Source organism: Bacillus subtilis subsp. subtilis str. 168, assembly GCF_000009045.1.
GTDB lineage: Bacteria > Bacillota > Bacilli > Bacillales > Bacillaceae > Bacillus > Bacillus subtilis.
This window is the reverse complement of record NC_000964.3, coordinates 3406568-3419432: the sequence shown is the minus strand read 5'-3', so window position 1 is coordinate 3419432 and position 12865 is coordinate 3406568. Positions and strand designations below refer to the sequence as shown.

General features: G+C 44.5%; 14 protein-coding genes. 10 read left to right on the top strand and 4 right to left on the bottom strand.

The window, feature by feature from the left end:
- Positions 1-11: 11 nt before the first annotated feature.
- Positions 12-959 (bottom strand): ferrichrome ABC transporter (ferrichrome-binding lipoprotein), encoded by a 948-nt coding sequence (gene fhuD / locus BSU_33320; protein ID NP_391213.1) that lies wholly within the window; start codon positions 957-959, stop codon positions 12-14.
- 97 nt (positions 960-1056) lie between these two features.
- On the opposite strand from fhuD, the gene fhuB reads away from it, so the two are divergent.
- The 6 genes from fhuB to yvrN all read left to right on the top strand — a co-directional run bounded on the left by fhuB (position 1057) and on the right by yvrN (position 7305).
- Positions 1057-2211, top strand: a complete 1155-nt coding sequence (gene fhuB / locus BSU_33310) for a ferrichrome ABC transporter (permease) (RefSeq protein NP_391212.1) — start codon at positions 1057-1059, stop codon at positions 2209-2211.
- A complete protein-coding gene (fhuG, locus tag BSU_33300) occupies positions 2211-3221 on the top strand; it encodes a ferrichrome ABC transporter (permease) (RefSeq protein NP_391211.1) in 1011 nt (336 codons plus the stop codon). The genes fhuB and fhuG overlap by 1 nt, the downstream gene beginning before the upstream one ends.
- A gap of 15 nt (positions 3222-3236) precedes the next feature.
- Positions 3237-4046, top strand: a complete 810-nt coding sequence (gene fhuC / locus BSU_33290) for a ferrichrome ABC transporter (ATP-binding protein) (RefSeq protein NP_391210.1) — start codon at positions 3237-3239, stop codon at positions 4044-4046.
- 170 nt (positions 4047-4216) lie between these two features.
- Positions 4217-5410 (top strand): putative ABC transporter membrane fusion component, encoded by a 1194-nt coding sequence (gene yvrP, locus BSU_33280; RefSeq protein ID NP_391209.1) that lies wholly within the window; start codon positions 4217-4219, stop codon positions 5408-5410.
- The gene (gene yvrO, locus BSU_33270) at positions 5394-6083 is read left to right on the top strand and encodes a putative ABC transporter (ATP-binding protein) (protein NP_391208.2); all 690 of its coding nucleotides are present in this window, start codon (positions 5394-5396) and stop codon (positions 6081-6083) included. Before yvrP ends, yvrO begins: the two co-directional genes overlap by 17 nt.
- Positions 6076-7305, top strand: a complete 1230-nt coding sequence (gene yvrN / locus BSU_33260) for a putative ABC transporter (ATP-binding protein) (protein NP_391207.3) — start codon at positions 6076-6078, stop codon at positions 7303-7305. The genes yvrO and yvrN overlap by 8 nt, the downstream gene beginning before the upstream one ends.
- A 33-nt stretch (positions 7306-7338) precedes the next feature.
- Here yvrN and rsiO read toward each other — a convergent pair whose 3' ends face one another.
- From rsiO to yvrJ, 3 genes are all read right to left on the bottom strand, one after another.
- The gene (gene rsiO, locus BSU_33250; protein NP_391205.1) at positions 7339-7749 is read right to left on the bottom strand and encodes an acid stress-sensitive anti sigma factor; all 411 of its coding nucleotides are present in this window, start codon (positions 7747-7749) and stop codon (positions 7339-7341) included.
- Between the two features lie 60 nt (positions 7750-7809).
- Positions 7810-8967: an oxalate decarboxylase gene (gene oxdC / locus BSU_33240; protein NP_391204.1), complete on the bottom strand. Its 1158-nt coding sequence runs from the start codon at positions 8965-8967 to the stop codon at positions 7810-7812.
- A 120-nt stretch (positions 8968-9087) separates the two neighbouring features.
- Positions 9088-9426, bottom strand: a complete 339-nt coding sequence (gene yvrJ, locus BSU_33239; protein ID YP_003097788.1) for a factor involved in oxalate decarboxylase expression — start codon at positions 9424-9426, stop codon at positions 9088-9090.
- A gap of 14 nt (positions 9427-9440) precedes the next feature.
- Here yvrJ and sigO point away from each other — a divergent pair, with 14 nt between their 5' ends.
- From sigO to yvrG, 4 genes are all read left to right on the top strand, one after another.
- Positions 9441-9971: an alternative sigma factor gene (sigO, locus tag BSU_33230; RefSeq protein ID NP_391203.2), complete on the top strand. Its 531-nt coding sequence runs from the start codon at positions 9441-9443 to the stop codon at positions 9969-9971.
- A gap of 3 nt (positions 9972-9974) precedes the next feature.
- A complete protein-coding gene (gene rsoA, locus BSU_33222) occupies positions 9975-10214 on the top strand; it encodes a regulator of sigma-O (protein ID YP_003097787.1) in 240 nt (79 codons plus the stop codon).
- A 152-nt stretch (positions 10215-10366) separates the two neighbouring features.
- Entirely contained in the window at positions 10367-11080 is a 714-nt protein-coding gene (gene yvrH, locus BSU_33221; RefSeq protein NP_391202.2) for a two-component sensor histidine kinase YvrG [cell wall processes and sublancin production and immunity (YvrG)], read from the top strand.
- Positions 11077-12819, top strand: a complete 1743-nt coding sequence (gene yvrG / locus BSU_33210) for a two-component sensor histidine kinase YvrG [cell wall processes and sublancin production and immunity (YvrH)] (RefSeq protein NP_391201.2) — start codon at positions 11077-11079, stop codon at positions 12817-12819. The genes yvrH and yvrG overlap by 4 nt, the downstream gene beginning before the upstream one ends.
- The last annotated feature ends 46 nt before the right edge of the window (positions 12820-12865 follow it).

Sequence of the window (12865 nt, the reverse complement as noted above, 5' to 3'; positions counted from 1 at the left end):
GGCTCTTTTGTTTATTTAGTCAAGCTTTCCGTAATAAACTCCAGTTGTCCTTCTAATGAAATCGGGTCTGTGAAATAGAATCCGATCGGATCCATCTTGTATACATGGCCATTTTTAACGGCATTCAGGTTCTTCCAAATGGAGCTTTCAAAAACGCCGCCATCATCACCGCCTGATTGCCATGGGCCCGCGAAAATGTAATCTCCGGCGAAGTCAGGGAGCTTCTCTAATGAAATACTTGTATAACCTGGCCCCTGGTCAATGGCTTTTTCTTTTGTCAGCTTTGTAGCCTGCAGGCCGAGGTCTTTGTAAATGATGCTTCCGCCTCTTCCAAAGTCTTTACCAAATACGTAAATGTCTTTTCCGTTCGTTTGCATAATGGAAATGGTTTTGTCACCGACCGCTTTTTTGATTTTTGTTTTAGCGGCCGCAACTTTTTTATCCCACTTGGCCAGCCATTTTTCAGCTTTATCTTCAGTTCCCGTCATTTTTGCAAATTCTTTCAGCTGTTCGATGTTGTCGAGCTTATCGTATTTTACTGCGACAGTCGGCGCAATTTTTTCAAGCTTTTTAATATCAGCGCCCTGTGTTGTCCAGACGATAATCAGGTCAGGGTTCAAATCAATGACCTTTTCAACCGAAGTGCCGTCTCCGATGTTTTCGACGCCGTTGGTTTTTCCTTTGTAGTAAGGGTTTTTAAATACATTCTCAGGCGCACCTACAACGTTGATGCCGAGTGTTTTGAAGTAGCCGTAATAGCCGTCTGCCATGACAACCACCCGTTTAGGATGCTTCGGGATTTTTACATTTCCGTTTTCAGCCTTGTATGTAAAGGTTTCTGCGCCTTTTGAATCAGAGGCAGAACCTTTGCTTTCTGAGTTATTCCCGCAGGCTGCCAGCGCTGCAATCAATAACAGGGCAAAAAACGCGGCTCCGAGTTTCTTGTATATATGGGTCATATCTCATACCTTCTTTCTAAAAGATAGATGAAAAAGAGAATCATTATCATCTGTGATTATACCACTGCAAGTGCCGGTTGACACGATATTTTTGCAAATGCATTTTCATTTTTGTTCAAAACACTCTATTAAATCAGCTGAAAAAAGTGATATACTGAAACAGCAATTGATAATCATTATCAGTAACAGAAAGGAAGTACGGCAGTTGAGTCAACATAAAAATATACGGACTGCATCAGAAGAAATCCAATGGACGTCAAGGACATATGGCGCGGTCATCGTCCTTATCGCAGGTCTATGCCTGCTTTGCCTTGGCGCATTTTTATCCATATCCCTAGGTGCAGCGGATATTCATTTGCGCACTGTATGGGAGGCCATTTTTCATTATCAGCCGACAAAGACATCTCACCAAATTATACATGATCTTCGGCTTCCGAGAACGGCGGCTGCCGCGCTTGTAGGCGCATTGTTGGCAGTGTCGGGAGCAATCATGCAGGGGATGACGAGAAACCCTTTGGCAGAGCCTTCGATTATGGGTGTGACATCAGGCTCTGCGTTTGCGGTTTCGATTGCGTTTGCCTTTTTTCCCGGACTTTCTGCAATGGGGCTTGTGCTATGGTCCTTTGCGGGAGCGGGGCTGGGGGCATCGACGGTAATGGGCATAGGCATGTTTTCAAGGGGCGGACTTACGCCTGTAAAGCTTGCTCTGGCGGGTACGGCAGTTACTTATTTCTTTACCGGCATTTCAACTGCCATTGCAATCCGCTTTGATGTCGCTCAGGATATCAGCTTTTGGTACGCAGGCGGGGTAGCGGGTGTGAAATGGTCGGGGGTCCAGCTTTTGCTTATTGCAGGGGCTGTCGGTTTAACGCTCGCGTTTTTCATCGCCCGGTCTGTTACAGTGTTAAGTCTCGGTGACGATCTGGCAAAAGGGCTTGGACAATATACATCAGCGGTGAAACTGGTTGGCATGCTTATTGTAGTAATTCTGACCGGAGCTGCGGTTTCCATTGCCGGCACCATTGCATTTATCGGGCTGATCATTCCGCATATTACCCGTTTTTTGGTCGGTGTGGATTATCGGTGGATCATTCCTTGCTCGGCGGTGCTCGGTGCTGTTTTGCTTGTTTTTGCTGACATAGCGGCCAGACTCGTAAATGCGCCCTTTGAAACGCCTGTCGGCGCGCTGACTTCTCTTATCGGCGTTCCCTTTTTCTTTTATTTGGCACGTCGTGAAAGGAGAGGGCTGTAATGAAAACAAAAACAAACAAACCGCTCATTGTAATGGCTGTGACCTTTTTGCTTATCGTGGTGGTCTTTTTTATCAGTCTCAATTTGGGCGTTATCAAAATTGCACCGCTTAAAACGCTTCAGGTCTTTTTCGGCCAAGGAACGGCGCGTGATGAACTTGTCTTATTTGAGTTCAGGCTGCCCCGGATCATCCTTTCTTTGCTTGTTGGAGCAGGGATCTCCGTAGCTGGAGCCATTTTGCAAAGCGTGTCTCAAAATGAACTTGCCGAGCCTGGTATTCTCGGAATTAACGCCGGCGGTTCACTTGCTGTAGTGCTTTTTATATACTTTTTTCAAGGGTCAGCTTCAGATCTTAGCTTTTTCGGAACATTTATGCTGCCGTTCAGTGCTTTGGCAGGAGCAATCCTCGCTGCGTTTCTCATTTATATTCTGGCATGGAAAAAAGGCGTGACACCGATTCGGCTGATTTTAGTCGGCATAGGGGTGAATGCCGGATTCAACGCCCTGTTGCTGATTTTTCAGCTCAAGATGGACCCTCATGATTTTATGCAAGCCGCGGTTTGGATATCCGGCTCAATATGGGGGGCGAACTGGAATATGATCTGGGCGATTCTCCCTTGGATTGTGATCTTGCTTCTGTTTACTTTATATAAGGCACGCTATTTGAACATTATGCAGCTCGGAGACCAATTGGCGACCGGGCTGGGCACCGCTGTTGAAAAGGAAAGACGGATTCTTCTTCTGGCAGCGGTCACTCTTGCCGCTTCATGCGTGGCAGCTGCGGGGGGCATTGCGTTTCTCGGATTGATCGCGCCGCATGTGGCTAGAAGGCTGACCGGTCCACGTCACCAGACGCTGATACCGGTCTCCGCCTTCATCGGCTCATTCCTGTTTTTGCTTGCTGATACGCTGGCGAGAAATGTATTGGCACCATCAGAAATTCCGGTCGGACTTGTCATTTCCGTGCTAGGTGCGCCTTACTTTATTTATTTATTGATGAAAGCGAATTAGAGGAGGGGGCCGAATATGAATTCATTATCAACGGAACAGCTTGGAATCGGTTATGGCGACAGGGTGATTGTAGAGGATTTAAATATATCGATTCCTAAAGGGAAAATTACCACCTTAATTGGCCCGAACGGCTGCGGGAAATCAACGATTTTAAAAACAATGTCCAGAATTATGCGTTCACATGCAGGTGCCGTCTATTTAAACGGCAAAGCGATTCATAAAATGTCTACAAAGGACATTGCAAAAGATATGGCGATTCTTCCACAGACACCTGAAGCGCCGAGCGGCCTAACAGTGCACGAATTGGTGTCGTACGGCAGGTTTCCGCATCAATCAGGATTCGGCAGATTAAATGACGAAGACCGCCGGATTATCAAATGGGCGCTTGAAGAAACAGGCATGGCTGAATATGCTGAACGGCCGATTGAGGCATTGTCAGGCGGACAGCGTCAACGTGTGTGGATTGCCATGGCGCTTGCGCAAGGGACGGAACTGCTTCTGCTGGATGAACCTACAACGTATCTTGATCTTGCACATCAGCTTGAAATTCTGCAGCTGCTTGACAGACTCAACAAAGAGCAAGGGCGGACGATTTTAATGGTCATTCATGATCTTAACCATGCAGCTCGTTTTTCTCATTATATGATCGCGCTCAAAAAAGGCACGGTCATCAAGGAAGGAACTGCTCTGGAGGTCATGACACCAGACATTTTGAAGCAGGTATTTCAGATTGATGCCGAAATCGTGACTGATCCCCGTACAAATAAACCTGTATGCTTGACATATGACTTGATTAAAAATGAAAAAGAGCTAGTTACTGTATGAAAAAATCCCGGTTTGAAGCCGGGATTTTTTTTATTCGGCTTTGAAAATACAATTTTTCTATTTGATTCCGTCATTTCAATAAAAGGATTGCAAGTCTTTTTGAATTAATAGATAATATTGGTTAGAATGTTTCGAAAATATTACATAGTTTACAGAAAGAGGAGATCGTTGTGTCCAAGAAGAAAAAATGGCTTATTGGCGGTGCGATATGTGCCGGTGTGCTTGTATTGGCTGGGATCGGCGCTGGCGGTTTTTACTTTTTTACTCACATGAACCAAGTTGCCGTATCATCGGAGCCCTATGCTGAATCGGTCGCGGTATACATGGGAGGAGATTCAGAATCAGGCCAAACGTTTTCTGGAAAGGTTGAACCTGAGAAACAGCAGAAAGTATACATAGATTCAGAAAAAGGCAGCATTAAAAAAACATACGTCAAAGAAGGCGATCAGGTTAAAAAGGGCGATAAGCTTTTTGAGTATGAGGGCGAGGATCATTCTGATGAAGTGGAGCAAGCCAATTTGCAAATTGAAATGACAAATCTGCAAATCAACCGTTTGCAAAAATCAATAACGGAAACGGAAAAAAAGCTGAAAGTTGCAGGAAAAGAAGAGAAAAACCAGCTTCAAGATGAACTTGATCAAACCAATTTCGATTTGAAAACAAGCCAGCTTGAACTGAAGCAGCATCAAAAAGAACTGGCTGGCCTGACGAAAAACAAAGGTTCCAATGTCATTACAAGCAAGCATGACGGAATCGTTCAAAGCGTCAATCAGGATATCGCTGACGGTGCAACAGGCGACCAGGCAGCAGGCCCGTATATCCAGATTGTTTCGACAGGCAAATATCTGGTCAAAAGCCAAATCAATGAGCTGTTAATGGACACGATCAAAAAAGGCAGCAAAGTCAGGGTCACGCTGAAAACAGGCGGTGAGGGCGAGTGGAAAGGAAAGGTCACCTCGATCGGCAAGCTTCCAGCGGGAGCAGGCGAGGGTGAAGAATCAGAAAGCTTTGCTGATGAAGAAATGAATCCCCAGTCCTCTAACTATCCTTTCACCATTTTATTAGACAGCCATAAAGGTCTTGAAGTCGGCTATCATGTCAACATCGAAGTGATGAGTGATAATGCTGATGCGGACACGATCAAGCTGCCGTCCGACATGGTCATTCAGGATGACGGCGAACCGTACGTATGGAAAGCTGATGAGAATCACAAAGCGGTTAAGCAGCCTGTTGAAATCGGAGAGACTGATGAAAATGACATGGTGGAAATTAAGAGCGGCCTGACGCCGGAAGATTATGTGATCTATCCTGATCCCGCGGTCAAGGAAGGAAAGCAGGTTACAGTCAATGCTGACACTGAATAATATTTCGAAGTCGTACAAGCTGGGAAAAGAAGAAGTTCCAATCTTGAAACATATCAATCTGACCGTTCAGGCGGGGGAGTTTTTAGCTATTATGGGGCCTTCCGGTTCTGGAAAGTCAACGTTAATGAATATTATCGGCTGTTTGGACAGGCCAACCTCAGGAACCTATACGCTTGACCAGATCGATATATTGAAAGGGAAAGACGGGGCTTTAGCCGAAATTCGCAATGAATCAATCGGGTTTGTGTTTCAAACTTTTCATTTGCTGCCGCGTCTCACCGCGCTGCAAAATGTCGAGCTGCCGATGATCTACAATAAAGTGAAGAAAAAAGAGAGAAGGCAACGGGCATATGAAGCGCTGGAAAAAGTCGGATTAAAAGACAGGGTCTCCTACAAACCGCCTAAGCTGTCCGGCGGCCAAAAGCAGCGGGTGGCGATAGCGAGGGCCCTTGTCAATCAGCCGAGGTTTATTTTAGCTGATGAACCGACCGGGGCGCTTGATACCAAATCAAGTGAACAAATTTTGGCACTGTTTTCTGAACTGCATCGGGAAGGCAAGACCATTATTATGATAACCCACGACCCGGACGTCGCCAAAAAAGCTGACAGAACCGTTTTTATCAGAGACGGAGAGTTGGTATTAGATGAGAGAGGGGATATCAGCCATGCTTGAACATATTCGAATCTCCTTTCAATCCATTTTCTCTCATAAATTAAGATCGATTCTGACAATGCTTGGCGTCATTATCGGCATAGCGGCAATCATCGCGATTGTTTCAATGCTGAAGGGCCAAAGTGAGCAGTTAAAGCAAAGTATGATCGGCATGGGAAACAACGCCATCAATGTTGTCTACCAGCCGTCTGGCGGAGAAGAGGAGAGCGGCGGCCCTCAGGTGTCGTATGCGTCCGCGCCGCCTGTAGCGGAAGAAACAGTAAAGGCGATCAAATCAGATCCGATGGTCAAAGGATTATCCTTATATTACTTGTCAGAAGGCGCGAGCGTTTTTCATTTAACTAACGTTTCGTATCCCCAAGTGTATGGAGTGGACGATGATTACTTCGACATGTTTCCAATCCGAATAACCGAAGGGAGAAAGCTGACGGAAAACGATTTAAACAGCACACACCAAGTAGTGATGATCAATGAAGCTGTCAGAGATGAACTGTTTCCAGACGGAGAAGCTCTGCATAAAAGCATTGAGATGAATGGTGTGCCGTTTAAGGTCGTGGGTGTTTTTAAAGAAAAAAATCAACAGGAAAGCATGTTTGAAGGCGACTATGCGAACCCGGTTTTGTACGTGCCGAAAAAAGTGTGGCCGCTTATTGAAGGATTTGACGCGCCAACGCAGATTGCCGTGCAGGCTGATTCTTCTGAGCATATCCAAGAAGCGGGTGTAATGGCTGCAGATCTTTTAAATCAGGGACTGTCAGAAGCTGAGCTGGAAAAAGCAGAGTACAGTGTAATGGATCTTCAGGAGATCGCGCAGGAAGTGGAGTCCTTTAATCAGTCATTTGCATTGCTGCTTGGCGGTATCGCCAGTATTTCACTTTTGGTGGGCGGTATCGGCGTCATGAACATTATGCTCGTTTCCGTAACGGAGCGCACGAGGGAAATCGGAATTAAGAAAGCGCTCGGTGCTAAGCGGCGTGTGATTTTATTTCAATTTTTAACCGAGGCTGTCGTGCTGACAAGCATTGGCGGAATACTCGGTGTGCTGGCGGGCTTCGGCATCGCCAAGCTGCTGACGGTCATTTTTCCGATGCCTTTTATCGTCTCCATTCCAGCTGTTGTCGGAGCACTCATCTTTTCAATGGCAGTCGGCATTATCTTCGGCTTGCTTCCGTCTATCAAGGCTTCGAAGCTTCAGCCTGTAGACGCGCTTCGCTATGAATAAAAAGAACGCATCCAATTGGAATGCGTTCTTTTTTTAGCTGGGAAGAGCCGAGTTGCATTTGTCTAAAATCAAAAAAACGGCTGCGACAATCATTTCTTCTGTGGTGGACAGCCAGATGTCGCTGATCAATTGGTCTGTTGTATGAGCAGTCATCCACAAAAACAGCAGCTGTACGATGCCAGCAAGGAGAATGAATAGACGTTTTCCTGTCTTGAAAAATGTAAAGCTATGTATCATCAGCCGTTCAAATGGTTCAAAGCATAATCCGAGAACAAGGAATACCACGGCAAAAAGCAGGACATGAGCTGCTGAGCGGTAGCTCGTTCCCGCTAAAGAAAACAATATATAGATGACAGCAAAATAGGTCAACACCACTGCTGCTGCGGCCAGCAAGTACTTTATGGAGAGCCGCAATAAGCGTTTTGAAGGGTTTTGATGTTTCACTGGTTCAGCTCCTTATGAAGGCTTGCAGAGAACGAGTGCTCTCTGCAAGCCGCAAGTCTTTTATTTACTGCATTTCTTTTTCACTACTGGGTGCTTTTCTTTTGAAAGCACATCAGTAAAGTCTTTGCCCAAGTCAAGGTGCGCTTGAACAAATGTTTCAGGAAGCATGGCAAGCCATTGGTTTAAAGATACATCAGCATAATGGTCGTCTTTGAAGATTTCTAAAAAGACAAGCGGTTCATCCCCGATGTTTTCAACGTAATGACCCATTGCAAATGGTACATATCCGACATCACCGGCTTGGTAATTAAACGTTCTGGCATGGCCGTCAGATGCAAAAACGGTCATTCTAGCTTTACCGGAGATGTAGTATTGCCATTCGTGGGTATTCGGGTGCCAGTGCAGTTCTCTCATGGCGCCGGGTTCTACTGTTACGAGCGCTGATGCGATGGTTTTAGACACTTTGAAGTTTGTCGAATCTGCAATGTATACTTTTCCTCCCTCAGATTCGATCGGCTCTTGTTCAAGAAGGCGGTAAGTAAATGGATAAGGCACTTCGCCATTCGGCCCTTCCACAATATCATCTTTTAAACTGCCAGGAAGTTGGTTTTCAAATATATATTTTTCTTTGCCAGGCAAATTGGAAATCTCTTCTTTTGTCACGCCGAAGTTCGCAGCAATGACTTCTTTTGGAGTGTGGGCCAGCCAATCTGTCAGCTGGAACGTGCTGTTTTCAGAGAATGATCCATCGTCAAACACGAGCAGGAACTCAGCTCCCTCCTCCAGCGCTTGGATGGAGTGCGGCAGGCCTGACGGGAAGTACCAAAGGTCTCCTTCACCTACATCGTCAATAAAGCTGCGCCCTTTTTCATCTACAATTGTGACTCTTGCACTTCCGTAAATCATATAAGCCCATTCAGCTTCTTTATGCCAGTGAAGCTCGCGAATCGCGCCTGGCTTCAGCCGCATATTTACGGATGCAAGGTTTTCTGAAATCGGCAATTCACGTACTGTCACTTCCCGGGCATATCCGCCTTTTTCTAATCGGTTATGAGTATCAGAGAATGAAAACTTCATATTGCTGACGGTGCCATGATCGGTTTCAGGCGGAACGAGCATATCAGGGTTTTGCCGGTCTCTTTCAATATTGCGCGGGATTTTTACCGTTGCTCCTTTGTCTCCTCTAATTGGCTGCGGAATGTCATTTTGTTTTTTCATGAAATGTTTCCTCCTTACATTTAAATGTGATAGCAGAAAGAGAAGGTGAAAGGCCTTTCGTTTTCCCTTCTGTTTTGTTAAGTGAAAAAAACCAGTGAAAAGTCAACTTCGATTGAAAAATTATTTTTTTGCATGATCTTTCAGTTCTGTCATTAGTTCTATTAGTTGATCAAACTTCTTTTCGAATCGGGTCAGCAGATACATTGCAATCAGCGCGGGAAACCCCAAATTGCCGATCTGTTTTACGACTTCCTCTATAAAAACCTGATCCATAGGAAAATACCTCCCTTCTTTTTCTGCAGTCATGTATGTAAGTGAGGAAAACCGATAAAACGTAAACTGCTGCAAAGTATTTTGGAAGACACTAGGCGGAAAGTAGTAGTTTACTTTTTTTTGCTTTCCTTCATTTAATTTAGTAGGGAGGCGGTTTGATGGACTATCAAAGTCTTTTACGGTCAAAATGTAAGGAGATAATGAAGCATCCCATCGTGAAGCATTTTTTGAGCAATCCTCAGCATTACCGTTTGTTCAAAAACGTAATGGAAAGCCCTAACGAAAAAGATGCAAGATCATTGGACGAGCTATTTAAGCAATTTTATAAAGAAATCCGCATCGTCAAGTATATGAATTCAATGATTCGCATCTTTTCTATTGATTTTGATAAGCGGGTTCGCAAAAACCAAAAACGGTATCCACTGACGGTTGATCATCCGGAGGCGGGAGATCGGCTTTCTTCCGAAACAGGTAGCGATGCATTTGAAGAATTTTTAGACAGGCAGGATGATTTGAGCCAGCATGTACAGGATTACCAGCTCTACCAAGCGATCCAGAAGCTGACTGACAAACAAAAAAGTGTGCTGACGAAAGTCTATCTTCACGGTGCCACGATGCAGGAGATTGCAGATTCATTAGGGGAGTCCCGACAAAACATCTCCAACATTCATAAAAAGGGGCTGGAGAATATCAGAAAGCAGTTAGCGGCGCAAAAAAAGGGGGAAAAGTAAGCTGTGGACGGCCAGTTTGAACAAAAAAAGAAACAAAAAGACGAGACTTATGACATTGAGCACCTGATTGCATGCTTTTCACCGATGATCAGAAAAAAACTCAGCAATACGTCCTATCAAGAAAGAGAAGATTTAGAGCAAGAGCTGAAGATCAAAATGTTTGAAAAGGCTGATATGCTTTTATGTCAGGATGTACCGGGGTTTTGGGAGTTTATTTTGTACATGGTAGATGAGAACTCATAATATTTTCATATGAAAAAACATCAAAAGGGAGCGCTTGTTTGCTCCTTTTTTGCTGTTTTGATTTGCCAAGGCTCCAATGTATTCAAAAATGTACCATAAATAAACGATATAATGATAAGATGAAAAAAACAGTGACAGAAAGGAACATAAAAGTGGAAAATGCGTCAATTTTAATCGTAGACGATGAGAAAGCGATTGTGGACATGATCAAACGCGTTCTCGAAAAAGAAGGTTATCGAAATATACTGGATGCGGCAAGCGCAGAAGAAGCGATTCCCGTTGTGAAGGCCAATAAGGTTGACTTGATTGTGCTGGATGTCATGATGGGCGGAATGTCCGGTTTTGAAGCCTGCACATTGATCAGAGAGTATTCAGACGCTCCGATTTTTTTCCTGACGGCAAGATCATCCGACGCGGACAAATTATCGGGCTTTGCGGTTGGAGCTGATGACTATATCACAAAACCATTTAATCCGCTGGAATTAGCGGCGCGGATCAGAGCGCATCTCAAGCGTACATATCAATCGAAAGAAACGAGTTCAAATCAAACCTACACATATGATTACTTTACTTTTTCTCCGCAAAATGCCGAGTTGATCGTAGGCGGGGAAGCCGTTGCCTGTTCAGCCCAGCTTCTGCAGCTTTTGCAGTATTTTTGTGAACACCCTAACGTGGTGCTTTCCAAAGATCAAATATATGAAAAAGTATGGGGCTATCCTTCCTACGGTGACAACAACACCGTCATGGTTCATATTCGCAAGCTTAGGGAGAAGATTGAGCGCGATCCGAGCAATCCGGAGTATATTGTAACCGTTCGAGGTCTCGGCTATCGTTTTATCCCAAATCCTGAAGGCAAGCGGTCATGAGGTTAAGATGGAAGTTTTTGTTTCACTTTTTCGGCCAGATGCTGATTGTGATCCTGCTGCTTACGGTTATGCTTGTTGCATCGTTTTTCTATTTAGACGCCCGTTTTAGCGATGCGGAATCCAATTCAGGGCTGACGAAAGCAACGACCGACACACTTGAGGCATATCTCGATGTAAACGAAGACGGGACATGGGAAGTGGATAATTTCCTGAAGAAATCTGTTGATAAACAGCACGGCTGGATGCAAATCATTGATTCGGAAGGAAACACTGATTATTCCTACGGCGTGCCAAAAGACGTGCCGGGCACCTATACCAAGAAAGAGCTTTTGTCTATTTATAAAACCAAAAAGCTTCATAACTATAAACTGAATTATTGGGCCATCAATATTGAAGATAAGTCGTATCTTCTATTGTCCGGCTGGAAATCAAAAAGTGAACAGCTCCTGACTTCCGTTGAAAAGCGTGAACAAAAGATAGACTCACTAGCGCACTATAAGTCTAGTACCATCGACTATATTAAACGGAAAAAAGGCGCCATTTACCTGTTAGACAGCAATGGAAAGATTCTCGACAGCATCAACAGCACAAAAAGCGAGAGAAAAACGATGAACCAGCTGGAGCTGCTTAAATACAGCTCTAAGCCTTGGAACTATAAGCGGGAAATTTCCGTTAAGATCCTCAATAAAGACAGATGGATGGTCGCTACGGTGCCGAACCCAGTCTATGTAACCGATCAGGAGTTTAACAAATCATTCCTGAAGGTTGTATTAAAAGCGATGTTTCTCGTGATGGCCGTTTTGTTCATGTATATCATTTGGATGACCGTTTGGTATATGTTCCGATTCGGGCTGCCGATTTTTCACACGATTAGATGGCTGGTCAATCTGTCAAAAGGGAAGCTTGAGGAGCCCAGAAACCGGGAAGGCCGTCCTGTCAGCAAAAATAAAAAGGGAAAAATCAAACAGCCGTACCGCTTCTTCGGTGAGATATTTGAATCAATGGATCAGCTGACTGAAACGCTGAGAAGGGATAAAAGAAACAGAGAAAAAATCCAGGCGACAAGGGAAGAATGGATTGCCGGTTTGTCACATGACTTAAAAACACCGCTCAGCAGCATTTACGGCTACAGCATGATGCTCGAGTCGAAGCAGTATGACTGGTCGCCGGAAGAAGTGAAAGAAATGGGGCAGGTTGTCAGAGAAAAATCTGAATACATGTCTAAGCTGATTGAAGACTTAAATTTAACGTATCGCCTGAAAAATGATGCTCTTCCTATTGAGAGAAAGCTCACTAGCCTTATCCCGTTTTTTAAAAATGTCATTGAGGATTTTAAGAAAAATCCGTTTTCTGAAGGCTATGATATCTCGTTTGTATCCAAAGAAGAGCATATTGAATTTGCCCTTGATGAAGCGTGGTTCAGGCGCATATTAGAAAACCTCCTTGGGAATGCCGTGAAGCACAACGGCAAAGGAACAGAGATTCAAGTCATTCTGGAGCAAACAAAAAATCATATTTCTTTAAAAGTGAAGGACAATGGGAAAGGAATGGATGAAGAAACGATCACCCATTTGTTTAACCGCTACTACAGAGGGACGAACACAAAAGATTCAACTGCCGGAACGGGTCTCGGGCTCGCGATTGCCAAGGAGCTTGTCCATCTGCATAACGGAACGATCCATGTGAACAGCAGAACGAACATTGGAACGGTCATTACCATCCTTTTTAAAAAACAATAAACATCAAGTGGTTTGGACACCTCTTTGCCGGGAATAACAATATATA

Bases quoted from the DNA above. Each gene is read 5' to 3' on its own strand.
- fhuD (NP_391213.1), bottom strand. From the start codon at position 959: ATGACCCATATATACAAGAAACTCGGAGCCGCGTTTTTTGCCCTGTTA.
- fhuB (NP_391212.1), top strand. From the start codon at position 1,057: ATGCATTTTCATTTTTGTTCAAAACACTCTATTAAATCAGCTGAAAAA.
- fhuG (NP_391211.1), top strand. From the start codon at position 2,211: ATGAAAACAAAAACAAACAAACCGCTCATTGTAATGGCTGTGACCTTT.
- fhuC (NP_391210.1), top strand. From the start codon at position 3,237: ATGAATTCATTATCAACGGAACAGCTTGGAATCGGTTATGGCGACAGG.
- yvrO (NP_391208.2), top strand. From the start codon at position 5,394: ATGCTGACACTGAATAATATTTCGAAGTCGTACAAGCTGGGAAAAGAA.
- yvrN (NP_391207.3), top strand. From the start codon at position 6,076: ATGCTTGAACATATTCGAATCTCCTTTCAATCCATTTTCTCTCATAAA.
- oxdC (NP_391204.1), bottom strand. From the start codon at position 8,967: ATGAAAAAACAAAATGACATTCCGCAGCCAATTAGAGGAGACAAAGGA.
- sigO (NP_391203.2), top strand. From the start codon at position 9,441: ATGAAGCATCCCATCGTGAAGCATTTTTTGAGCAATCCTCAGCATTAC.
- yvrG (NP_391201.2), top strand. From the start codon at position 11,077: ATGAGGTTAAGATGGAAGTTTTTGTTTCACTTTTTCGGCCAGATGCTG.